Below are 21,758 nucleotides of genomic sequence, written 5' to 3'. Positions count from 1 at the left end.
TTTCCGGTTCCCCCATGGCAAGCACACCCCAATCCGAGACACCCCGCGACAAGCGCCCACCCAAACCGCGCCGCGCCCTCTGGCTGCGTATTACGCTTTGGTTCGCCGGCCTGTTCGCCGCGATGGTCGTCTGTGGCGCGCTGCTCGCGGGGTACATCCTGGTGGTGATGACGCCGCAATTGCCGTCGCTCGACACGATCGTCGACTACCGGCCGAAGATTCCGCTGCGCATCTATACCGCCGACGACATCCAGATCGGCGAGTTCGGTGAGGAGCGCCGTAATCTGGTGCGCTTCTCCGATATTCCCGACGTGATGAAGAAGGCCGTCCTCGCCATCGAAGACGACCGCTTCTATCAGCACGGCGGGGTCGACTTCATCGGCATCTTCCGCGCGGGCGTCGCCAACTTCGCGCGTGGTGGATCTGCGCAAGGCGCCAGCACGATCACGATGCAAGTCGCGCGCAACTTCTTCCTCTCAAGCGAAAAGACCTACACGCGCAAGATCTACGAAGCGCTTCTCGCCTACAAGATCGAGTCGCGCCTCACGAAGGATCAGATTCTCGAGCTGTACATGAATCAGATCTATCTCGGCGAACGCGCCTATGGGTTCGCCAGCGCTGCACGGGTTTATTTCGGCAAGGATCTGAAGGACATCACGCTCGCCGAGGCCGCCATGCTCGCCGGCCTGCCCAAGGCCCCTTCGGCCTATAACCCGATCGTCAATTACAAGCGCGCCCGCATCCGCCAGGAGTACATCCTCAAGCGAATGTACGACCTTGGGTACGTCTCGAAGTCCGAGTACGACCAGGCCATCGCGCAGGAACTGGTGGTACGCGGGCTGGGCAGCGAGTTCAGCGTTCATGCCGGGTACGTGGCCGAAATGGTTCGCCAACTGCTCTACGCGCAGTTCAAGGACGAGATCTACACGCGCGGCCTGAACGTCTACACAACGATCAATTCGGCCGATCAGGAAGCCGCCTACGAAGCGCTGCGCGCGGGCGTCATGGCCTACGAGTTGCGTCATGGCTATCGCGGGCCAGAAGCCAATATCGACCTTCCAAACGATCAGGACGAGCGAGAGCAACTGATCGACGACACGCTGGTCGAGCATCCGGACAGCGGCGATATGGTCGCCGCCGTCGTGCTCTCGTCATCGCCGCAGCAGGTCAAAGCCGTGCTCCTGAACGGCGACGACGTGACCGTGACCGGCGACGGCCTGCGCTTCGCGGCGGCGGGATTGAGCGCGAAGGCCCAGCCGAAGCAGAAGATTCGCCCGGGCTCGGTGATCCGTGTGACCCAGGATGCGAAGCACAACTGGCGGATCGTGCAGATGCCGGACATCGAAGCGGCATTCGTGTCGCTCGACCCGCAGAATGGCGCGATTCGCTCGCTCGTCGGCGGATTCGACTTCAGCCGGAACAAGTTCAATCACGTCACGCAAGCCTGGCGTCAGCCGGGTTCCAGCTTCAAGCCGTTCATTTACTCGGCGGCGCTCGAAAAGGGCTTCGCACCGGCAACCATCATCAACGACGCACCGTTGTACTTCTCGGCGGCGCAGACAGGCGGGCAGCCGTGGGAGCCGAAGAACTACGGAGGCGGCTTCGATGGGCCGATGCCGATGCGCGTCGCGCTGATGCGCTCGCGCAACCTCGTGTCGATTCGTATCCTGCAGAGCATCACCCCGGGCTACGCGCAAAAATTCATTGGACGTTTCGGCTTCGAGGCGGACAAGCATCCGGCCTATCTGCCGATGGCGCTGGGCGCGGGGATGGTCACGCCCCTGCAAATGGCGAGCGCCTACGCCGTGTTTGCCAATGGAGGCTTCCGCGTGAATCCCTTCATCGTGGCGCGCATCACCGATTCGAAGGGCAACGTGGTCATGGAGGAAAAGCCGTCCACTGCGGGCGACGAATCGATCCGGGCCATTTCGGCGCGCAACGCGTTCATTATGGATTCGATGTTGCACGACGTTGCTACGCGCGGCACGGCCGCCAAGACCAATGTGCTCAAACGCACTGATCTGGCGGGCAAGACGGGTACGACAAACGACTCGCACGACGCCTGGTTCGCCGGCTTTCAGTCGCAGTTGGTTGGCGTTGCATGGATCGGCTTCGACCAGCCACGCAACCTGGGGGATCGTGAAACCGGGGGCGGCCTGGCGCTGCCGATCTGGATCGACTACATGGCCAAGGCCTTGCGCGGCGTGCCGGAATCGACACGTGCGATACCGCCGGGGATCATTCAGGCAAACGGCGATTACTACTTCGACGACTATCCGCCGGGGCGCGCGGTGAGTACCGTCGGCCTGAGCGCCGATACCGCGCCGGACGGCTCGGCGGGTTTGGGGCCGTCGACGGGCCCCCTGCCCGGCCATATGCCCGCCCAACCGAGTCCTGCGCCGGTGGACCGTCAGGAGCGTCAGCGCATCCTGGATATGTTCAACAACAAGCCTTGACGGGTCAATGGGCGGGGCAGGGAGAATTCCCGACCGCCCAAGGCCGCACGGCGGCGTCGATTAGGGGGCGGGCGGGCGCTGCGGTTTCGTTGTCAGTCGGCCTGCAGCGTTACCGTTTCGCCCGCCTGTTGTGACGCGAAGCGCGACAGAGCCTCAAACAGTTCGGTGCCATCGCGCGTGTCGCGCCATTCGTCGCCCTTGAGACGGTAGTGGTACCCGCCCGAGCGCGCGGCCACCCATATTTCGCTCATCGGCGTTTGCAGGTTGACGATGATCTTGCTGCCATCGTCGAATTCGAGCGTCAGGACGTTGCCGGTTCGCTCGCAATCGATGTCCACGTCGCTGTCCTCGACAGTCGCCTCGACCTGCGCCAACACAGCTTCGGCCAGCGCCAGGAATTCACTTTCCGTCATGCTAAACTCCACGGTTTGCGTCATCGATTGCATGCCGCACCACGCGGCGATACCCCCATGACTGCACCTATTCGAACCTGCGCGATTGTAGCGTCGATTGCCCTGATGAGCGTATTGGCCGGTTGCGGCCAGGCCGGGCCGCTGTACATTCCCGCCCGTCCGGTGAAACCGACACCGCCGCCGGGGGCCCCGCTGCCCCCGCCACCGCTCGTGCCCGAACCACAGCGAGGCCCGTCGGTGGACGTGCCGCCGGCCGCGTCGCTTCCGGCGGCGAAGCCGGAATAAGCCACAACCCTTCGGAACAAGCCGAATTCAGCCGGCCGGAAGCCATCCGCCTCCGCGGCGTGCCCTAGTTGATTACCGAGTTTTCGCGATGTCCGACGCCATCTTTTCCTACCGCAACGACGTACTCCATGCCGAGGGCGTTGCACTGCCCGCTCTCGCCGAGCGTTTCGGCACGCCGTTGTACGTCTATTCGAAGGCGGCCCTGACAAGCGCCTATCAGGCTTATGCCAAGGCCTGCGAAGGCCGCAACGCCGCCGTGCACTACGCGGCCAAAGCGAACTCGAATCTCGCCGTGCTCGGCGTGTTCGCCAAGCTCGGGGCGGGTTTCGACATCGTATCCGCCGGTGAACTCGCTCGCGTGATCGCAGCCGGCGGCGACCCGAAGCGCGCCGTGTTCTCGGGTGTCGGCAAGCACGCAGACGAAATGCGCTACGCGTTGGAAAAGAACGTTTTCTGCTTCAACGTCGAATCGCGTCCTGAACTGGACAGACTCAATGACGTAGCCGGCCAAGCGGGCAAGCGCGCTCGCGTATCGCTGCGCGTGAACCCGAACGTCGACGCCAAGACGCATCCGTACATTTCCACCGGCCTGCGCGGCAACAAGTTCGGCGTAGCCTACGAAGAAGCCTTCGACGCCTATCGCGCTGCCGCCGCCATGCCGAACCTCGAAGTCGTCGGCATCGACTGCCATATCGGCTCGCAGATCACGGAAATTTCGCCGTACCTCGACGCCACCGACAAGGTGCTCGATCTGGTCGAAAAGCTCGAAGCGGCAGGCATCTCGCTGCACCATATCGACGTGGGCGGCGGCCTGGGCATCACTTATACGGACGAAACGCCACCCGACATCACCGCTTTCGCCACCACGCTGCTCGATCACATCGCCCAGCGCGGCCACGGGCACCGTCAAGTGCTGTTCGAGCCGGGCCGCTCGCTCGTCGGCAACGCCGGTGTCCTGCTCACGCGCGTGGAGTTCCTCAAGCATGGTGAGACGAAGAACTTCGCCATCGTCGATGCGGCGATGAACGATCTGGCGCGTCCTGCGATGTATGAGGCCTATCACGGCATCGATCCGGTCGAGCGACGTGCCGTCGACGGGGTGATTTACGACGTTGTGGGCCCCGTGTGCGAAAGCGGCGACTGGCTCGGTCGCGACCGCGCCTTGGCGATTACGCCCGGCGATCTACTCGCCATTCGCTCGGCAGGCGCCTACGGCTTCACGATGAGTTCCAACTACAACACGCGCCCGCGCGCCGCCGAAGTCATGGTCGACGGCAACGAAGCCTACCTCGTTCGCGAACGTGAGACGGTCGAATCGCTCTTCGCGGGCGAACGACTGCTGCCCGACCACGCCTGAGTCCGCCGCCTGCGAAGCGCCCACAGCAAACGGGCGCCGAGCAGGCTCGCCACCACGATCGCGTAGATTGCCGGCTGGGCCAGATCGTTCTTGCCCGCTTTCATCCACCAGTAGTGCAGGATCGCCAGCACGGCAATCGCATAGATCAAGCGATGCAACCGCTGCCAGCGCCGCCCGCCCATACGCCGGACCACCGCGTGCGGCGACGTGAGCGCCAACGTCACCATCAGCACGAACGCCGCAAATCCCACGGTAATGAAGGGTCGCTTGCCCGACACGTCACGCACGATGCTCGCCCAATCGAACCACTGATCCAGCCACACATACGTCGCGAAATGCAGTGTGCCGTAGAAGCACGCAAACAACCCAAGCATGCGGCGCAGTCGCAATAGCCACGGCAGCCCCGACAGGCGGCGCATCGGCGTGATCGCGAGCGTGATGCACAACATGACCAGCGTCCACGTGCCTGTTGAACGGGTGATGAACTCAACCGGATTGGGCCCCAGGCGGTCCGTCATGCCATACGCGACAAGTCGCAGCCATGGCGACAGCGCGAACAGGAACACGGCGACTTTCACCCACGACAACCAACGTTGCTGCCGAGGCGCGGGACGGACGGCCTCCCGCGCCCTGGCAGCAACGCCGGAATCCTCGCCCGGATTACGTGACGTTATCGACATATCGGCATATCGGCGCGACGCGTCCACTCAAAAGAATTTTCGCAGATCCATGCCCTGGTACAGGCTGGCCACCTGATCGCCGTAACCATTGAACATCAACGTCTTGCGCTTGGGCGTGAAAATACCGCCGTCGCCAATGCGACGCTCGGTCGCCTGACTCCAGCGCGGATGATCGACGTTGGGATTCACGTTCGAGTAGAAGCCATACTCGTCCGGCGCCGCGCGATTCCAACTCGTGAGCGGCATTTTCTCGACGAAACGAATCGCGACGATCGATTTGGCGCTCTTGAACCCATACTTCCATGGCACCACCATGCGCACCGGCGCGCCATTCTGGTTTGGCAGCACCTCACCGTACAACCCGAAGGTCAGCAGCGCCAGCGGATGCATCGCTTCGTCCATCCGCAGTCCCTCCACATACGGCCAACTCAGCACTGGATACGACAGCCCTGGCATCTGCTTCGGATCGGCAAGCGTCACAAATTCCACATACCTCGCGTTGCCCGTCGGCTGCACTCGCCGGATGAGTTCGGACAGCGAGTAGCCGACCCAGGGGATCACCATCGACCACCCCTCCACGCAGCGGTGGCGATAGACACGCTCCTCGAGCGGCGCGAGCTTGAGGAGCGCATCGATGTCGAAGACCTTCGGCTGCCGGACCTCGCCCTCGATCGCGACCTGCCACGGGTGCGGCTTGAGCGTGCTGGCGCGGCGCGATGGATCGGACTTGTCGGTGCCGAACTCGTAGAAATTGTTGTAGGTGGTGACGTCGTTGATATCGGCCGTCTTGTCGGTGATGACGTAACGCGCGTTGCGCGCAGCCGCCAGTTTCGCCAGTCCGACGCCAGGACTGTCGGCCGCGAAGGCCGACTGATGCGGCAGCACGCCGAGGGCAGCGCCGCCCAACCCCGTCAACCCGGCGCCCGACGCGCGCAGAAAGCGCCGGCGCGCGGTCACAACCTCGCGAGGCGTGATGTCGCTCGCCGGAATATCCGCCCCGCGCAGCCGCGACTGATCTTGACTCATGATGCCCCTCCTGCCTGGCCTTTCCGGCACTGTTGCCGATCCCGCAAATTTGCGGACTCACCTGCCCATGTCAACTTTGAGACTGGCACCGGGATGGCGTCGTTCCCGTCGTCCCGATGCGAAAAATCATACGACATGACGAAAAAAGCCGCCGGCACTGGCGTGCGGCGGCTTTCGCGTCGCGACCAAGGCGACGATGCACGTCAGAGTTGACCGTAGCTGTGCAGCCCCGAGAGGAACATGTTCACGCCGAGGAATGCGAAGGTCGTGATCAGCAAGCCGGTCAGCGACCACCAGGCCGCCACCACACCCCGCAATCCCTTCATCAGCCGCATGTGCAGCCACGCCGCGTAGTTCAGCCACACGATCAGCGCCCAGGTCTCCTTCGGATCCCAACTCCAGTAACCGCCCCATGCGTCGGCCGCCCACAGCGCACCAAGAATCGTGGCGATCGTGAAGAACGCGAAACCGACGGCGATCGCCTTGTACATCAGGTCGTCGAGCAGTTCGAGCGACGGCAGGCGCGACGAGAAGAATCCGCTGTCGAGCGGCTTGCCGGCCAGGGCCAGACGCTTGTTTTCGCCCGACTTGAGCAGATACGCCACCGAGACCATCGCCGCAAGCGAGAACGTGCCGTAACCGATGAAATTCGCGGGCACGTGGATCTTCATCCACCAGCTCTGCAACGCCGGCACCAGCGGCTGGATCTCATAGGCACTGCGCGCCACGCTGTACCAGAGATTGAAACCGACCGCCGCGCTGATCACGAGCAGCACGAACGGCCCGAGCGCGCGCGTCTCGTAGTGATGTTCGTAGTACAGGTAGAACAGGGCCGTGATCATGCAGAAGAGCACAAACACTTCGTACAGGTTCGAAATCGGGATATGGCCGACGTCGGCGCCCACGAGATACGATTCGTACCAACGCACCATCATGCCGGTGAAGCCGAGCAGCACGGCGGCCCAGCACAGCGTCGAACCGACGCTCGCGCCGAACGGTGAGCGGGCGATCAAGCCTCCCCAGTAGAAGCCGGTCGCCAGGAAGAACAACGCACTCATCCACAGGATGGCCGACTGACTCGAAAGGAAATACTTGAGCAGGAAGGCCTGATCGGCGCGCGCCAGATCATGGTGATACAACCCAATGCCCGAGAGGGCGAGAATCGCGATGCCGGCCATCAGCCACCGCACGGACCGCCAGTGCCAGCCCAACAGCGCGAAGGCCGGCACGCAGAGCACCAGAATCGTGTGCTCGTAGTAATCCATGTAATGGCCGTAGCGATTGAGGGCAAAGCCCGCCCCGATCGCCAGCGCCAGCGCAAACAGCCAATCGCCAACGCTGCGGCGGCGCAGCCACGAGACTTCCGAATAGTTTTGCGATAACTCCATCTGTCTCACCCTTATCGTTTTGTGACGATCTCGTCGATCTCCGCCTTCGTACGGGCGAATTCCTTTTCGAAATCCAGTGTACGACGCGTGGTCGACACGGCCATCAATACCGAACTGCCGCCGTCGGGCGTGTCTTTCAGCCACAGCCACAGACGCCGCTCGCGCACGTAAAACATTGAGAAGATGCCGAGCACCAACAGCAAGCTGCCAAGATACACGATCTTCTTACCCGGTGAGCGCGTGAGCTGGAAGACGCTCGCCTGGATCTGATCAAACGAATCGAGCTGCAGGAAAACCGGCGCGTCGTACAGGAAATTGTCGGACAGCGCATTGGTCGCCGTATGCACGAAACGCTCGTTCTCGGGCGTAGGCGTCATGGCCGGCTGCCCGGCCTGTTCTCGCGCGACCTGCCACAGTTGCCAGACCGTACCGTCGAGAATACGACGGAACATGTCGGCCGCGCTCGACTGCTGATCCTGCGGGACCTTCTCGTTGACGAACTCCGCAATCGCCTGAAGGCCGCCCTTCGTCTGGCTGGTTTTGCTTGCTGGAATGGCGCCTGCAAACAGATCCAGCTCGCGTTTAGCGCTTTCCTGCAATTGTGCTCGCAACGCCGCCGACGTTTGCGACGGCAACGATTGAGCAGCAAACCGCCGGGCGGCTTCGGCCCGCGCCCCATCGTCCTGAAGCGCCGCGCGCAGCAGCATCCACTGCTTGACGGAGCCGTCAGCGTCCGCCGGGATGCGCAGATACTGGAACGGGCCGTCTGGCGTGTCGCGCACGCCGGTCATGAAGACCCGCTCGCCATCGTCCACCAGAATCGGCAGCATGTAGTTACGGTACTCCTTCGCCTGCCCGCTGCGGTCGCGCACCTTGTACTGTATCGATGGCCCGACATTGCGCAGATCCTTGCCCACGCCGGGGCGAGCCCCCGAGCCCAGTCGCGCATTCAGATCGTCGCGCAACGTCTTGCGCGCCACGCCGCGCACGTCGCGCTCGCCGGCGCCATTGCTGATGTTCTCCACGTTGATCGCGCGGAAATCGCTGAACTCGACGGTGTATTCGTCCTGGCCCGCGACGCCGCTGCGCAGTTGCGTCGACCCGCCCACGTTCCCCGAAAATGCAAACGCCCGGTCGGACACACCGTGCATGGGATACCCGGTCAATTTCAGCTTGCTGCCACCGTCCTCGAAGCTCGACTGGTAGATCGCCACGCCCTTGTAGATGAATGGCTCGTTGACCTTCACCGTCGCGTTCATCGACTTGCCGGTCTCGGGATCGGTGACCACGATATCGCTCGCGAACAACTTGGGCATGCCGGTCGAGTAGTAATCGACGTGAAATTTCTTCAACTCGACTGAGAATGGCAGGTCCTGCACGACCGAGCCGTCCTGGAAATTCAAAATCGCCGTGTTTGATTTGCCGCCCTCCGGAACGAACGCGTAGCCGCGAAACGCCGGGTTGTTCGGCGAGAGACGATGCGTCTCGGGAATCTGGGCAATCACCGCGTTGCCCTGCAGCGGCGACTTGCCGAACAGCGCCATCTGAAGACGAATGAGCAGATCGCTGTCGACCAGCCCGCCCAGGCAAATGATCACGATCGCACTGTGCGCGAAGATGTAGCCGACCTTGTTGATCGCACCGGTCTTGGCCGCGACGAGCGTCGCGCCGTCGCGCTCGCGCACGACGAAACGATAACTGCGACGTCCGAGATAGCCCGTGAGACGCGACACGAGCTCGGCGCGCGACGCCGGGCCGGTGTATTCGGCCTTATGGCCGAAGGCACGCAAACTGCCCTCGCGCACGTGATCTCGCCAGCTTCGGATGTCCGCGATCATCTTCGGCGCATTGCGCACGATGCACAGCGTCGTCGACGCCATGAGGAAGAAAAGGATCAGCAGGAACCACCACGCGCTGTACACGGTGTACAGACCGAGCGAGCGGAAGATGCCGGCCCAGAATGGACCGAACTGATTGACGTAGTTGGGGTAAGGGTCGCCCTGCTTGAGCACGGTGCCAACGATGCTGGCAATCGCAAGCACGCTCAGCAGGCTGATGGCGAAACGCATCGAGCTGACCAGCTCGACGCCGTCGCGCACCCATCGCTGCGCGCCCTTGATCTGCATTCCGGAGGTACTGAGGCTCATCCTGTTTCCGACAACAAAAAAGGGCGGGGACGCGTTTCTTACGCGCCCGCCACCCTGTATATGCTAAACCAGTTCGACCCGGTCGCCCTGCGGCGCCGCGGCTGGTTTCGCTATAAGTCAGCGAATATACCCCGACGTTCACATGATGTCAGGGCAGGGCCTGCCGATCAGCGCAAACCGGCGATGTAATCCGCGACTGCCTTGATTTCCTTGTCCGACAACCGAGAGGCAACCGTATGCATCGGCGCGTTGTTTTTGCGGACCTCGTCGCGGAACGCCACCAACTGGGCGGCGGTGTATTCCGCCCACTGGCCGGACAGACGAGGATACTGCGACGGCATGCCGGCACCGGTCGGGCCGTGGCATGAGGCGCAGGCGGGAACGCCCTTTTCGGCCAGCCCGCCACGGTAGATCTTCTGGCCCAGCGGCACGGTGTCCTTGTCGCGCGCGGCCCCCGGTTTCATGGTCTGCGAGGCGAAGTAGGCTGAGACGTTGCGCATGTCCTGATCGGACAGTGCGGCGACCATGCCGGCCATGATGGCGTTATTACGCACCGGCGCTTTGCCGGGCTGGGCCTTGAATTCGGTGAGTTGCTTGTAGAGATATTCGGCGTGCTGACCGGCGAGCTTCGGATACGCGCCGCCGGCGCTGTTGCCGTCTGCCGCATGGCAGGCGGCACAAACCTGACTGGCAATGGCCTGTCCCCGGTTCAGGTCGGGTTTGGCGGGCGCCTGCGCCTCGGCGGCTTGTCCAGCACCGCTCAGAAGAAAGCACGCCAGTGCCAACGGTGTTGCAGCGAGAGACTTCCACACTCCTCGGTTCATTCGCACACCTTATATCTGTTTTGTCGGGAAATCGGTCGTTCGAACTCACCGTCCGGCGCCGCGTTTCTCCTCCAACCTCACGGCGCGCGAGACGTTCGGACAAGCCTTGGCCAGGCCAAAGTTAACTTTCATATTGTACAATAAAGTCTTTCCCCGACTTTAGGGGATTTCCATGTAGAAGGCCGCAGAACGGGGCTTCCCGAGCCATCGCTGGGGGGCATCAGACCCACCGTCTTGCGTGCCCTGCGCCCGCGTTGCAGCCCGACTCCCGTGGCTGCGGCGCTCCTCGGTCTCCGTCATGTCCCTACTTCATCAAGCCCGCTTCTTCACGACCGTCAATCATCTGCGCGACCTGCCGCCCACGGCCGTGCCCGAGGTCGCCTTCGCGGGCCGCTCGAACGCGGGCAAGTCCAGCGCGCTCAACATCCTGTGCAACCAGAAGCGGCTGGCCTTCTCGAGCAAGACGCCAGGCCGTACGCAACACATCAACTACTTCGAGATCGCGCACCTCGAGCATCTGTACGGCTATCTCGTCGATTTGCCCGGCTATGGCTACGCCGAGGTCGGCGGTGGCGTGAAGGTGCACTGGCAACAACTCCTCGGGGATTACCTGGTGCAGCGTCCGCAATTGCGCGGCCTCGTCCTTGTGATGGACTCGCGCCGGCCGTTCACGGAACTCGATTGCGAGCTGATCGACTGGTTCATGCCGACCGGGCGCGCCATCCATGTCCTGCTGACCAAGGCCGACAAGCTGACGCGTCAGGAAGCGACGGTCGTGCTGCGCGACACGCAAAAGCGACTGGCCGCGCTGCCGCGCACGGATGGACTGCCGTCCGACGATCCGGCAACGCCGCCGCAGTTTACTGCGCAACTGTTCTCGTCGCTCAAGCGCACCGGCGTCGAAGCTGCGCAGCGCGTGCTCGAAGACTGGCTCGCCATTCCGCCGCGCGACGCCGCCAAGAAGTAAGTTGGCATCCAGCGGCGGGGGAAGCGGGAATTCAGCGCGACAGATTGTCGCGGCGAGCCGCGTGGCTGCGGATGGATTGGGTGTGATAGGGATACGCGCAACGGACAGCGCAGCGTGCCTTAGGCCAAACGGATGAGTTCCCTCGAATCCGTTGGAAAGCAGGGCTGTCGGGGGATTCGACGAGACGATTCGCGCGCCCATAAAAAAACCGCCGTGTAGGCACGGCGGGTTTAAATGAGCCTTATCGTAGAACGACAGGCGCCCGCTCAGGGAGGAGAAGCGGGGGACGTCACACGCAGTGCGAACATCCGGTTGGTATGATATACCATGCGTCCGAAAGTTTCCCGGCGAGCGCCCTTTTTTGCGCACCTTCCCGCGAATGGGATCGTTGCAGCAACGGCAACGACTGGCCGTTATAGGGCGGTCCGCGCGACCGATTTCACCGGAATCTTCGACACGCCAATCTCCGTCCAAAGGACCGATCGCATGAGTTCCTACCCCCTGCTTCGCCCGCGCCGCATGCGACGCGATGACTTCTCGCGTCGTCTGATGCGCGAAAACCACCTGACGTGCGACGACCTCATTTATCCCGTGTTCATCCTTGAAGGCGAGAACCGCCGCGAGGCCGTCGCTTCGATGCCCGGCGTTGAACGCGTCTCGGTCGACGAACTGCTGCGGGTGGCCGACACGTGTGTCACGCTCGGCGTCCCGGTGATCTCGCTGTTCCCGAATATCGAGGCAACGCTCAAAACACCCGACGGCATCGAAGCCGCCAACCCGGACGGTCTGGTCCCGCGCGCTGTGCGCGAGCTCAAGCGCCACTTCCCGGATCTGGGTGTGTTGACGGACGTCGCCCTCGACCCGTACACGAGCCATGGTCAGGATGGCGTGCTCGACGAAAACGGCTACGTCATCAACGATGTGACGACCGGCATTCTCGTAAAGCAAGCCCTCACTCAGGCGGAAGCGGGCGTGGACATCGTCGCGCCATCCGACATGATGGACGGACGCATCGGCGCTATTCGTGAAGCACTCGAAGCTGGCGGCCACATCCACACGCGGATCATGGCGTATGCGGCCAAATACGCATCGGCCTTTTACGGACCGTTCCGCGACGCCGTCGGGTCGGCATCGAATCTGGGCAAGGGCAACAAGATGACGTACCAGATGGATCCCGCCAACTCCGACGAAGCGCTGCGCGAAGTCGCGCTCGACATCGAGGAAGGTGCGGACATGGTGATGGTCAAGCCCGGCATGCCGTACCTGGACATCGTGCGCCGCGTGAAGGACGAGTTCCGCTTCCCCACGTACGCTTACCAGGTCAGCGGCGAGTACGCGATGCTCAAGGCCGCTGCGCAAAATGGTTGGCTCGATCACGACAAGGTCATGATGGAGTCGCTGCTCGCCTTCAAACGTGCTGGTGCCGATGGCATCCTGACGTACTTCGCGCTCGACGCAGCAAGGCTGATTCGCGCGCAAGCCTAAGCCGTGTCTGGGCGCGCCACCGAATCCGTTCGCGACGATCCGCGCCCGGGTTCGGGCCGCGGTGCTCGGATTCCGGCCGCAGCGCTCAGGTGGCCGGGCCGAGGGCCCGGTCCAGGCTGCGCAGGAACTGATCCGCCGACTGTGCGCCGATCACGCGCATCCCCGTCCTCTCGTTACCGCTGCCATCGAAGAAGATAATGCCTGGCGGGCCGAACAGTCCGAAGCGCTTGAGCAATGCCTGATCATCGGCGTTGTTGGCCGTGACGTCAGCCTGCACGAGCACCACCTGATCGAGACGGGCTTTGACACGCGGATCCGTGAAAACGGAGCGCTCCATTTCCTTGCAGCTAATACACCAGTCCGCATAGAAGTCGAACATCACCGGACGCCCTGCCGTCGCGATAACCTGATCGAGCTCTGCAACGCTGCGCACGCGCCGGAACTTGGCCCCCTCGTCCACGGGTGCGCTGGCGCTGGCGCTCCCCGAGGTGGCCACGGTCAACCCCGCGAGTGGCGCAAGCGCATCACGCGCCCCCGTTGCCGCCCCCACCAAAGCCACGACGCCAAGAAGGGCGACGACAACGCCGAACCCCTTGAGCACGCGCCGTGCAGCGCCGACACCATCGGGCAGTCTGTCGAAAACGTGCATGAACGCGGCGGCCACCAACAGCAAGGCGCCCCATCCCAGCAACAGAACGGGCGTGGTCAGCAATGGCCGTACAATCCACAGCGCAACACCGAGAAGCAGGAAGCCGAAGAAGCGTTTCACGCCGCCCATCCATGCCCCCGCACGCGGCAGCAATGCGCCACCGCCGCCTGCGAGGATCACAAGCGGCAATCCCATCCCAAGCGACAATACGAAGAGCGTTGCGCCACCGAAGACCGAATCTCCCGTCTTCGCGATAAAGGCGAGCGCGGCCGCCAGAGGGGCGGTCACGCACGGGCTCAAGATCAGCCCCGACAGCACGCCCATCATCGCCGCGCCGATCCATTGACCCGACGCCTGCTTGCGAGCGGCGTCATCGATTCGGGCGCGCAACGCCAACGGCACCTGGATTTCGTACATGCCGAACATCGACAGCGACAGGACGATCATGAGCAGCGCGAACGAGACCAGCACCCACGGCGCCTGCAGGAACGCGATCAGGCCTTGCCCGAGCAATCCGGCGGCCACACCAATGACGGTATTTACCACGGACATGCCGAGCACATAGGCGATGGCCAGACGCACGGCCTTACCCCGACTGGCGCCCTGTCCTGCGACAATCGACAGGAGAATCGGAACCATCGGCAGCACACACGGCGTGAACGCCAACCCGACACCCAGCGCGAAGAAGATCGCCAATGCCAGCACGAAGCTGCCGCCGGAGAGTATCCGCTCTGCCTCGCTGTAGTCCTCCCGCGCGGACAACCAGTTGCGGGCCGCGTCAGCGTTGGGGACTGCCGACACGGATCCCGCCGACGTGATGCTCCCCCTGTCGCCCGACGATTGAGCGATACCGCCGAGCAAGGCCGGCGTTGCCGGATCAGGCGTTGATGCGGCGGCTGAACTCCCGCCATTCGCGCCGCCGATCGCGGCGGCGGAAATCTTCAGCGGCTTGTCCATCGGGGGATAGCACAGCCCCTTCTCGGCGCAGCCCTGCATGGTGACGTTCAGCGTGAACGCCCCCCCCGCTTGACTCACCGGAACGCGAACGTCGATGGGCTCGTGATACACCTCCATGTCCTTGCCAAAGGTCTCGTCGCGTTTGACTTCCCCCTTCGGAAACACCGGTGCGCCGAGCGTGACGGCAGGATTGTCGGCTGCGAAAGCAAACCGTTCGCGATAGAGGTAGTAGCCCTTGGCAACGTCGAAATGCAGCAGCACCGCACCGGGCTGCTCCGTCTTCGATACTTTGAAGGCGACATCCGGATCGAGAAAATCGTCAGCAGCATGGGCCCGCCCGGCCGCGAACGACAGGACCGCCACCACCAGCAGTAATGCGGCCGACCATAACCACGAGATCCGATGTCGCATCGTGCCTCGACTATTTCGACTACCTCGCAAAATCGCGGATCCTGCCATCGTGTTCACGTCAAACATGCAACGCCCCCCGCGTCTCATCCTCGACCCACCTCGCATAGGCAGGCAGCGCTGCCGTGGCGGGCCACGCCACGATCTCCGGCACGTCGTATGGATGATGTTCTTTAATGTATTGCTCCAGCGCGCTGTAACGCGCAGCCGTCGTCTTGATCAAGAGCGGCACTTCCACGCTCGTCTCGCGCTTGCCCTGCCAGCGATAACTCGAACGCACGGGTGCCATTTGCTGCACGCACGCCGCGAGCCGCTCGGCAAGCATGCCGTCGATGGCGGCGTTAGCGCTGGCCTCGTCGGGGAACGTCGTCGTGACGATAAGAAGGGCATCCATGATGTGGCGTAGACCATTCGAGCGTGGGGATCGTTCACTGTACACCGACGCCGCAAAATGTGCCCAATCGACCAGCGATTTCCAGACTGACGAGCAGGCCGCGTCAGACGACGCCTCAAAATGAAAAAAGCCAGGTCGTTGACCTGGCTTCTTTTTACGTCTCACGGCCCTGAAAAGACCGTTGCGCGTATCGCTTACTCGCCAACTTCCGGTGCTTCCGTGTCGACTTCCGGACGGTCCAGCAGTTCGACGAAAGCCATCGGTGCGTTATCGCCCACGCGGAAACCCATCTTCAGGATGCGCAGGTAGCCGCCCGGACGGTTGGCAAAGCGCGGGCCCAGTTCGTTGAACAGCTTGGTGACCATGTCACGATCGCGCAGGCGGTTGAACGCCAGACGACGGTTGGCCAGCGAATCCTTCTTGCCCAGCGTGATGAGGGGCTCGACGACCTTACGCAGTTCCTTCGCCTTCGGCAGCGTGGTCTTGATCGCTTCGTGTTGGATCAACGAATTCGACATATTGCGCAGCATTGCCAGACGGTGGCTGCTGGTACGGTTCAGCTTACGAAGACCATGACGGTGACGCATTTCGACTTTCCTTTAAACAGAGTTTTCGACCTAGCTCTTCTATCGGTGACAACCACCGCGGGCCGGTACCTTCGCTATCGGCCGTATCGGAACATTAAGGACATCCCGACGCGCCGCACTTACGTAACGACACGGCCGCCCCAAGGCGGCCATGTCGTTACACCTTACTTCTCGAGACCGGCCGGCGGCCAGTTTTCGAGCTTCATGCCCAGCGTGAGGCCACGCGAGGCAAGCACTTCCTTGATCTCGTTGAGCGATTTGCGACCCAAATTCGGGGTCTTGAGCAATTCGTTCTCGGTACGCTGGATCAGGTCGCCGATGTAGTAGATGTTTTCGGCCTTCAAGCAGTTGGCCGAACGCACCGTCAACTCGAGATCGTCCACCGGACGCAGCAGGATCGGATCGATCTGCGGCGCACGCGACGGCGCTTCGCTGGCGGCTTCCGTGCCTTCCAGTGCAGCGAACACCGACAGTTGGTCGACGAGAATGCGCGCCGACAGACGGATCGCTTCTTCCGGCGACACCACACCGTTGGTTTCGATGTTCATCACGAGCTTGTCCAGGTCGGTACGCTGCTCCACACGGGCCGATTCGACCGCGTAGCTCACACGCTTAACCGGCGAGAACGAGGCATCCAGGACGATGCGGCCGATCACCTTGGCCGATTCGTCGCCGTAACGGCGCACGTTACCCGGGACATAACCACGACCCTTTTCGATCTTGATCTGTACGTCGAGCTTGCCGCCCTTGGCCAGATGCGCAATCACGTGGTCGGGATTGATCAGTTCTACATCATGCGGCACTTCGATATCCGAAGCGCGCACTACACCTTCACCATCCTTGCGCAGCGTAACGGTGACTTCGTCACGGTTATGCAGCTTGAACACCACACCCTTCAGGTTCAACAGGAAGTTAACGACATCTTCCTGGACACCGTCGATGGTGGAATATTCGTGCACAACGCCGGCGATCGTCACTTCGGTCGGGGCATAACCCACCATCGACGACAACAGCACGCGGCGAAGCGCGTTACCCAAGGTGTGGCCGTAGCCACGTTCGAACGGCTCCATCACGACTTTGGCGTGATGCTCACCGACCGGCTCAACCGCAATGATCTTGGGCTTCAACAAACTGGTTTGCATAGGTTTCCTTTTCAATACCCTCGGCTCGTTACACCGATAAGGCTGATGCGTGACAACCTGCACGGAACGCAAAAACGCGCCATGAGGCGCGTCAGCATACGGATATTAACGCGAATACAATTCAACGATCAGGCTTTCGTTGATGTCGCCTGCGATATCGCTACGTTCCGGCAGTGCCTTGAAAGTGCCTTCCATCTTCTTGGCGTCAACCGAAACCCAGATCGGGAAACCGACTTGCTCGGCCAGCGACAGCGCCTCTTGAATACGCACTTGCTTCTTGGCCGCGTCGCGCACCGTGATCACGTCGCCAGCCTTGACCTTGATCGACGGGATGTTGGAAACGACACCATTCAGCGAGATCGCCTTGTGACCGACCAGCTGGCGCGCTTCAGCACGCGTCGAGCCGAAGCCCATGCGGTACACGACGTTGTCGAGACGCGATTCGAGCAGTTGCAGCAGGTTTTCACCCGTGTTGCCCTTGACGCGATCGGCTTCCGCGAAATAGCGACGGAACTGGCGCTCAAGCACGCCGTAGATACGCTTGACCTTCTGCTTTTCGCGCAGTTGGTTGCCGTAATCCGACGTACGAGCACCCGAGGTGCGACCATGCTGACCCGGCTTGCTATCCAGCTTGCACTTGTCGGCGAGCGAGCGGCGTGCGCTCTTCAGGAAGAGGTCAGTACCTTCACGGCGGGAGAGTTTGGCCTTCGGGCCAATATAACGTGCCACGGTTGTTCCTTTATCTCAAAATCTGACGCAGCGAACTTTGTCCACTACGCAAGTCCGGTACCTGTGTACCGGACGGTGGTCTTAGAAATTGCTACGCGCACGGCCGAGACCGTGCGCGAACCCGCGATTATAGCAGGATTTGCTTCTGCGTCTTAGATGCGACGACGCTTCGGCGGGCGGCAGCCGTTGTGCGGGACCGGCGTCACGTCCGAGATGGCCGTGATCTTGATACCCAGCGCGTTCAGCGCACGAACCGCGGATTCGCGACCCGGGCCCGGGCCCTTGATGCGCACTTCCAGGTTCTTCACACCGTATTCCAGTGCGACGCGGCCAGCCGACTCGGCAGCAACCTGGGCAGCGAACGGGGTCGACTTGCGCGAACCCTTGAAGCCCTGGCCACCCGAGGTCGCCCATGCCAGTGCGTTGCCCTGACGATCGGTGATCGTGATGATGGTGTTGTTGAACGAAGCGTGGACGTGCACGACGCCCTCGGCAACGCTCTTCTTGACCTTCTTGCGAACGCGCTGCGAAGCGGCGTTGTTCTGTTGCTTAGCCATGAGTTCCTATCCTCTGGTTACTTCTTCAGCGAGACGCCGGCCTTACGCGGGCCCTTGCGGGTACGCGCATTGGTACGGGTGCGCTGACCGCGAAGCGGCAAGCCCTTGCGGTGACGCATACCACGATAGCAGCCCAGATCCATCAGGCGCTTGATGTTCATGGTCACTTCACGGCGCAGGTCGCCCTCAACCGTCAGTTGACCGACTTGATCACGCAGCTTTTCGAGATCAGCGTCGTCGAGGTCTTTGACCTTCTTCGAGAACGGCACACCGGCGGCGTCGCAAATCTGGCGAGCGCGCGTGCGGCCGACACCGTAAATGGCCGTCAAGCCGATTGCGGTGTGCTGGTGGTTCGGGATGTTAACCCCTGCGATACGAGCCATTCGTAATTCCCCAACTAAATAGCGTTAAAGGCCGATTAGCCCTGACGTTGCTTGTGGCGCGGATCCGAACTGCAGATCACGCGCAGCACGCCTTTGCGCTTCACAAACTTGCAATTGCGGCAGATGCACTTAACAGATGCCAAAACTTTCATGACAATTCCCTCTCTCTAATCACTTCGCCCGGAAGACGATCCGCGCACGCGACAGATCGTAGGGCGTCAACTCTACCGTCACCTTATCTCCAGGCAAGATTCGGATGTAGTGCATCCGCATCTTGCCGGAAATATGTCCGAGTACTACATGGCCATTTTCCAGCTTTACCCGGAAGGTGGCATTGGGGAGGTTTTCAACGACCTCGCCCTGCATTTGAATAACATCGTCTTTCGACATGACCCAAGGTCAGCGAAGCGTCATGTTATTGCCGCCCTTGAAATTCGCCTTTTTGAGGAGCGACTCATACTGTTGCGACATCACATACGACTGCACTTGAGCCATGAAATCCATCGTCACCACCACGATAATCAGCAGTGAGGTTCCACCGAAGTAGAACGGGACGTTCCAGCGCAACACCAGAAACTCAGGCAGCAAACACACCAGCGTGACATAAGCTGCACCGGCCAGTGTCAAGCGCGTCAGGATCTTGTCGATGTACCGCGCCGTCTGATCGCCCGGACGGATGCCAGGTACAAACGCGCCGCTCTTCTTCAGGTTATCCGCGGTCTCTTTGCTGTTGAACACCAGTGCGGTGTAGAAGAAGCAAAAGAACACGATCGCCAAGGCGTAGAGCATCACGTAGATCGGCTGACCCGGCGACAACTTCGCGGCGAAATCCTTGAGCCAGCGCGTGCTTTCGCCTGCGCCGAACCAGTTCGCGATCGTAGCCGGGAACAGGATGATCGACGATGCGAAGATCGGCGGAATCACGCCTGCCATGTTCAGCTTGAGCGGCAGGTGCGAAGCCTGACCACCGTACACCTTGTTGCCGACCTGACGTTTGGCGTAGTTCACGAGGATCTTGCGCTGACCTCGCTCGACAAACACGACGAAGAACGTCACCAGTACCACGAGGGCGCAGATCACGATGGCCGAGAACGGACCAATCGAACCCGTGCTGACAAGCTCGAACAAACCGCCCACAGCGTTCGGCAAACCGGCCGCGATACCACCAAAGATGATGATCGAGATACCGTTACCGAGACCGCGTTCGGTGATCTGTTCACCGAGCCACATCAGGAACATCGTGCCGGTCACGAGCGTGATCACCGTCGTCAGGCGGAACAGCATGCCCGGATCGACGACGAGCCCAGGCTCGCTCTCCAACGTCACTGCGATCGCTGCCGCCTGGAAGAGCGCGAGTAGCACCGTGAAATACCGGGTGTACTGCGTGATCTTGCGCTGTCCGGACTGACCTTCCTTGCGCAAGGCTTCCAACTGTGGCGAAACCATCGCCAACAGCTGCATGATGATCGACGCCGAAATATACGGCATGATCCCCAGTGCGAAGATCGTGAAACGCGACAACGCACCACCCGAGAACATGTTGAACATGCCCAGGATCCCGCCCGACTGGCGCTGGAACAACTGCGCCAGCTGATCGGGGTCGATGCCCGGCACCGGGATATGCGCACCAATTCGGTAGACGATCAACGCCAGCAGCAGGAAAACCAGCCGCCGGCGCAGATCCGCATACTTCGGGCCCTGCGTACCAGGCTTAGCGAGATTAGGAGACTTGGCCAATGCTGGCTCCGGGGTGACCTAACTTACTCTGCGACCGAACCGCCAGCCGCCTGAATAGCCGTGAGCGCACCTTTGGTGACGCCCAGACCCTTCACAACGACCTTGCGGGTGATCTCGCCCGAGGCGATGATCTTGGCCGCCAGCGACAGCTCGCTCACCAGACCGGCCTGCTTCAGAACCAACAGATCGATCTCGTCGACCGGCAGGTTGTTCAGGTCCGACAGGCGAACTTCGCCCACGAAACGACGCGTCAGCGACTTGAAACCACGCTTCGGCAGGCGACGTTGCAGCGGCATTTGACCGCCTTCGAAGCCAACCTTGTGGAAGCCGCCCGAACGCGACTTTTGACCCTTGTGACCACGACCGGCGGTTTTACCCAGACCCGAACCGATGCCACGGCCAACGCGGCGCTTGGCGTGCTTGGCGCCTTCTGCCGGCTTAATCGAATTCAATTCCATTTTGCCCTCGCTCAGTCGACGATCGCCACAAGGTACGAGACCTTGTTGATCATGCCCCGCACAGCGGGCGTATCCTGCAACTCGCTGACCGAATTGATTCGACGCAGGCCCAGGCCCCTCACGGTCGCGCGATGTTCTTCACGCGTACCGATCAGGCTCTTGACCAGCTTAACTTTCACAGTTTGCTGCGACATATTGATCACCCTTAGCCGAGGATCTCTTCCACCGACTTGCCACGCTTGGCGGCGATGTCAGCAGGAGTCGATTGTTTCTTCAGGCCGTCGAGCGTGGCGCGGACCAGGTTGTACGGGTTCGTCGAGCCAAGGCTCTTCGTCACCACGTTGGTCACGCCCATCACCTCGAACACCGCGCGCATCGGGCCACCGGCGATAACACCGGTACCGTCCTTCGCCGGCGACATCAGGACGCGCGAGGCGCCATGCTGGCCGAGAACGTTGTGTTGCAGGGTGCCGTTCTTCAGGGGCACCTTGAACATATTGCGGCGGGCTTGTTCCATTGCCTTTTGAACGGCAACCGGCACTTCCTTCGCCTTGCCCTTGCCCATGCCGATGCGGCCATCGCCGTCACCAACCACGGTCAACGCGGCAAAACCGAGAATACGGCCACCCTTCACAACCTTCGTGACACGGTTGACCGCGATCATCTTCTCGCGAAGGCCGTCGTCGCGTTCGTCAGCCTGAACTTTCGCTTGCATCTTTGCCATGACGG

At 61.8% G+C, this 21,758-nt stretch carries 24 protein-coding genes; 5 read left to right on the top strand and 19 right to left on the bottom strand.

What is annotated here, in order from left to right; genetic code table 11:
• Window positions 1-14 precede the first annotated feature (14 nt).
• Window positions 15-2,456 (top strand): penicillin-binding protein 1A, encoded by a 2,442-nt coding sequence (locus PSO31014_RS13885; protein ID WP_150552146.1) that lies wholly within the window; start codon window positions 15-17, stop codon window positions 2,454-2,456.
• A 92-nt stretch (window positions 2,457-2,548) separates the two neighbouring features.
• Here PSO31014_RS13885 and cyaY read toward each other — a convergent pair whose 3' ends face one another.
• Window positions 2,549-2,869 carry an iron donor protein CyaY gene (gene cyaY / locus PSO31014_RS13880; protein WP_150552145.1) on the bottom strand — a complete coding sequence of 107 codons (321 nt, stop codon included), beginning with the start codon at window positions 2,867-2,869 and terminating at the stop codon, window positions 2,549-2,551.
• Between the two features lie 57 nt (window positions 2,870-2,926).
• On the opposite strand from cyaY, the gene lptM reads away from it, so the two are divergent.
• Together lptM and lysA are read left to right on the top strand one after the other, a co-directional pair.
• A complete protein-coding gene (gene lptM, locus PSO31014_RS13875; protein WP_150552144.1) occupies window positions 2,927-3,154 on the top strand; it encodes an LPS translocon maturation chaperone LptM in 228 nt (75 codons plus the stop codon).
• A gap of 88 nt (window positions 3,155-3,242) precedes the next feature.
• Window positions 3,243-4,511: a diaminopimelate decarboxylase gene (lysA, locus tag PSO31014_RS13870; protein ID WP_150552143.1), complete on the top strand. Its 1,269-nt coding sequence runs from the start codon at window positions 3,243-3,245 to the stop codon at window positions 4,509-4,511.
• Here lysA and msrQ read toward each other — a convergent pair.
• From msrQ to PSO31014_RS13845, 5 genes are all read right to left on the bottom strand, one after another.
• Window positions 4,439-5,191, bottom strand: coding sequence for a protein-methionine-sulfoxide reductase heme-binding subunit MsrQ (gene msrQ, locus PSO31014_RS13865; protein ID WP_150552142.1), 753 nt, complete (start codon window positions 5,189-5,191; stop codon window positions 4,439-4,441). The genes lysA and msrQ overlap by 73 nt on opposite strands.
• Window positions 5,192-5,218: 27 nt before the next feature.
• Complete coding sequence (gene msrP / locus PSO31014_RS13860) at window positions 5,219-6,217, bottom strand: protein-methionine-sulfoxide reductase catalytic subunit MsrP (RefSeq protein WP_150552141.1); 999 nt, start codon at window positions 6,215-6,217, stop codon at window positions 5,219-5,221.
• Window positions 6,218-6,420: 203 nt separating this feature from the next.
• Window positions 6,421-7,605 carry a c-type cytochrome biogenesis protein CcsB gene (ccsB, locus tag PSO31014_RS13855; protein ID WP_150552140.1) on the bottom strand — a complete coding sequence of 395 codons (1,185 nt, stop codon included), beginning with the start codon at window positions 7,603-7,605 and terminating at the stop codon, window positions 6,421-6,423.
• Between the two features lie 11 nt (window positions 7,606-7,616).
• Window positions 7,617-9,752 carry a cytochrome c biogenesis protein ResB gene (locus PSO31014_RS13850; protein WP_246176636.1) on the bottom strand — a complete coding sequence of 712 codons (2,136 nt, stop codon included), beginning with the start codon at window positions 9,750-9,752 and terminating at the stop codon, window positions 7,617-7,619.
• Window positions 9,753-9,919: 167 nt separating this feature from the next.
• On the bottom strand, window positions 9,920-10,576 hold the full coding sequence (locus tag PSO31014_RS13845; RefSeq protein WP_150552139.1) for a c-type cytochrome: 657 nt from the start codon (window positions 10,574-10,576) through the stop codon (window positions 9,920-9,922).
• A 298-nt stretch (window positions 10,577-10,874) separates the two neighbouring features.
• Between PSO31014_RS13845 and yihA the strand changes: the two genes are divergently transcribed.
• The gene (yihA, locus tag PSO31014_RS13840) at window positions 10,875-11,543 is read left to right on the top strand and encodes a ribosome biogenesis GTP-binding protein YihA/YsxC (RefSeq protein ID WP_150552138.1); all 669 of its coding nucleotides are present in this window, start codon (window positions 10,875-10,877) and stop codon (window positions 11,541-11,543) included.
• Window positions 11,544-12,029: 486 nt separating this feature from the next.
• Window positions 12,030-13,028, top strand: coding sequence for a porphobilinogen synthase (gene hemB / locus PSO31014_RS13835; protein WP_026132330.1), 999 nt, complete (start codon window positions 12,030-12,032; stop codon window positions 13,026-13,028).
• Between the two features lie 85 nt (window positions 13,029-13,113).
• Here the strand turns inward: hemB and dsbD are convergent, their stop codons facing one another.
• The 13 genes from dsbD to rpsE all read right to left on the bottom strand — a co-directional run bounded on the left by dsbD (window position 13,114) and on the right by rpsE (window position 21,753).
• Window positions 13,114-15,045 carry a protein-disulfide reductase DsbD gene (gene dsbD, locus PSO31014_RS13830; RefSeq protein WP_150552137.1) on the bottom strand — a complete coding sequence of 644 codons (1,932 nt, stop codon included), beginning with the start codon at window positions 15,043-15,045 and terminating at the stop codon, window positions 13,114-13,116.
• A 58-nt stretch (window positions 15,046-15,103) separates the two neighbouring features.
• Window positions 15,104-15,436 carry a divalent-cation tolerance protein CutA gene (gene cutA / locus PSO31014_RS13825; protein WP_150552136.1) on the bottom strand — a complete coding sequence of 111 codons (333 nt, stop codon included), beginning with the start codon at window positions 15,434-15,436 and terminating at the stop codon, window positions 15,104-15,106.
• 194 nt (window positions 15,437-15,630) lie between these two features.
• Window positions 15,631-16,023, bottom strand: a complete 393-nt coding sequence (rplQ, locus tag PSO31014_RS13820; protein ID WP_150552135.1) for a 50S ribosomal protein L17 — start codon at window positions 16,021-16,023, stop codon at window positions 15,631-15,633.
• A gap of 164 nt (window positions 16,024-16,187) precedes the next feature.
• On the bottom strand, window positions 16,188-17,165 hold the full coding sequence (locus PSO31014_RS13815; RefSeq protein ID WP_017235784.1) for a DNA-directed RNA polymerase subunit alpha: 978 nt from the start codon (window positions 17,163-17,165) through the stop codon (window positions 16,188-16,190).
• 105 nt (window positions 17,166-17,270) lie between these two features.
• Window positions 17,271-17,894, bottom strand: coding sequence for a 30S ribosomal protein S4 (rpsD, locus tag PSO31014_RS13810; protein WP_017235785.1), 624 nt, complete (start codon window positions 17,892-17,894; stop codon window positions 17,271-17,273).
• 152 nt (window positions 17,895-18,046) lie between these two features.
• On the bottom strand, window positions 18,047-18,451 hold the full coding sequence (gene rpsK / locus PSO31014_RS13805) for a 30S ribosomal protein S11 (protein ID WP_010804113.1): 405 nt from the start codon (window positions 18,449-18,451) through the stop codon (window positions 18,047-18,049).
• 17 nt (window positions 18,452-18,468) lie between these two features.
• Entirely contained in the window at window positions 18,469-18,834 is a 366-nt protein-coding gene (gene rpsM / locus PSO31014_RS13800; protein ID WP_017235786.1) for a 30S ribosomal protein S13, read from the bottom strand.
• Window positions 18,835-18,869: 35 nt separating this feature from the next.
• Entirely contained in the window at window positions 18,870-18,986 is a 117-nt protein-coding gene (gene rpmJ / locus PSO31014_RS13795; protein WP_010804115.1) for a 50S ribosomal protein L36, read from the bottom strand.
• Between the two features lie 19 nt (window positions 18,987-19,005).
• Window positions 19,006-19,224, bottom strand: coding sequence for a translation initiation factor IF-1 (infA, locus tag PSO31014_RS13790; protein ID WP_007869286.1), 219 nt, complete (start codon window positions 19,222-19,224; stop codon window positions 19,006-19,008).
• A 9-nt stretch (window positions 19,225-19,233) separates the two neighbouring features.
• Window positions 19,234-20,571 carry a preprotein translocase subunit SecY gene (gene secY / locus PSO31014_RS13785; RefSeq protein WP_017235787.1) on the bottom strand — a complete coding sequence of 446 codons (1,338 nt, stop codon included), beginning with the start codon at window positions 20,569-20,571 and terminating at the stop codon, window positions 19,234-19,236.
• Between the two features lie 23 nt (window positions 20,572-20,594).
• Complete coding sequence (rplO, locus tag PSO31014_RS13780; protein WP_150552134.1) at window positions 20,595-21,029, bottom strand: 50S ribosomal protein L15; 435 nt, start codon at window positions 21,027-21,029, stop codon at window positions 20,595-20,597.
• Between the two features lie 11 nt (window positions 21,030-21,040).
• The gene (gene rpmD, locus PSO31014_RS13775; RefSeq protein ID WP_017235789.1) at window positions 21,041-21,223 is read right to left on the bottom strand and encodes a 50S ribosomal protein L30; all 183 of its coding nucleotides are present in this window, start codon (window positions 21,221-21,223) and stop codon (window positions 21,041-21,043) included.
• 11 nt (window positions 21,224-21,234) lie between these two features.
• Complete coding sequence (gene rpsE / locus PSO31014_RS13770) at window positions 21,235-21,753, bottom strand: 30S ribosomal protein S5 (protein ID WP_010804120.1); 519 nt, start codon at window positions 21,751-21,753, stop codon at window positions 21,235-21,237.
• Window positions 21,754-21,758 lie beyond the last annotated feature (5 nt).

The organism is Pandoraea soli, assembly GCF_902459595.1.
Classification (GTDB): Bacteria; Pseudomonadota; Gammaproteobacteria; order Burkholderiales; family Burkholderiaceae; genus Pandoraea; species Pandoraea cepalis.
Note: the sequence above shows the minus strand (reverse complement) of the source record. Positions and strands in the feature narration are given on the sequence as shown.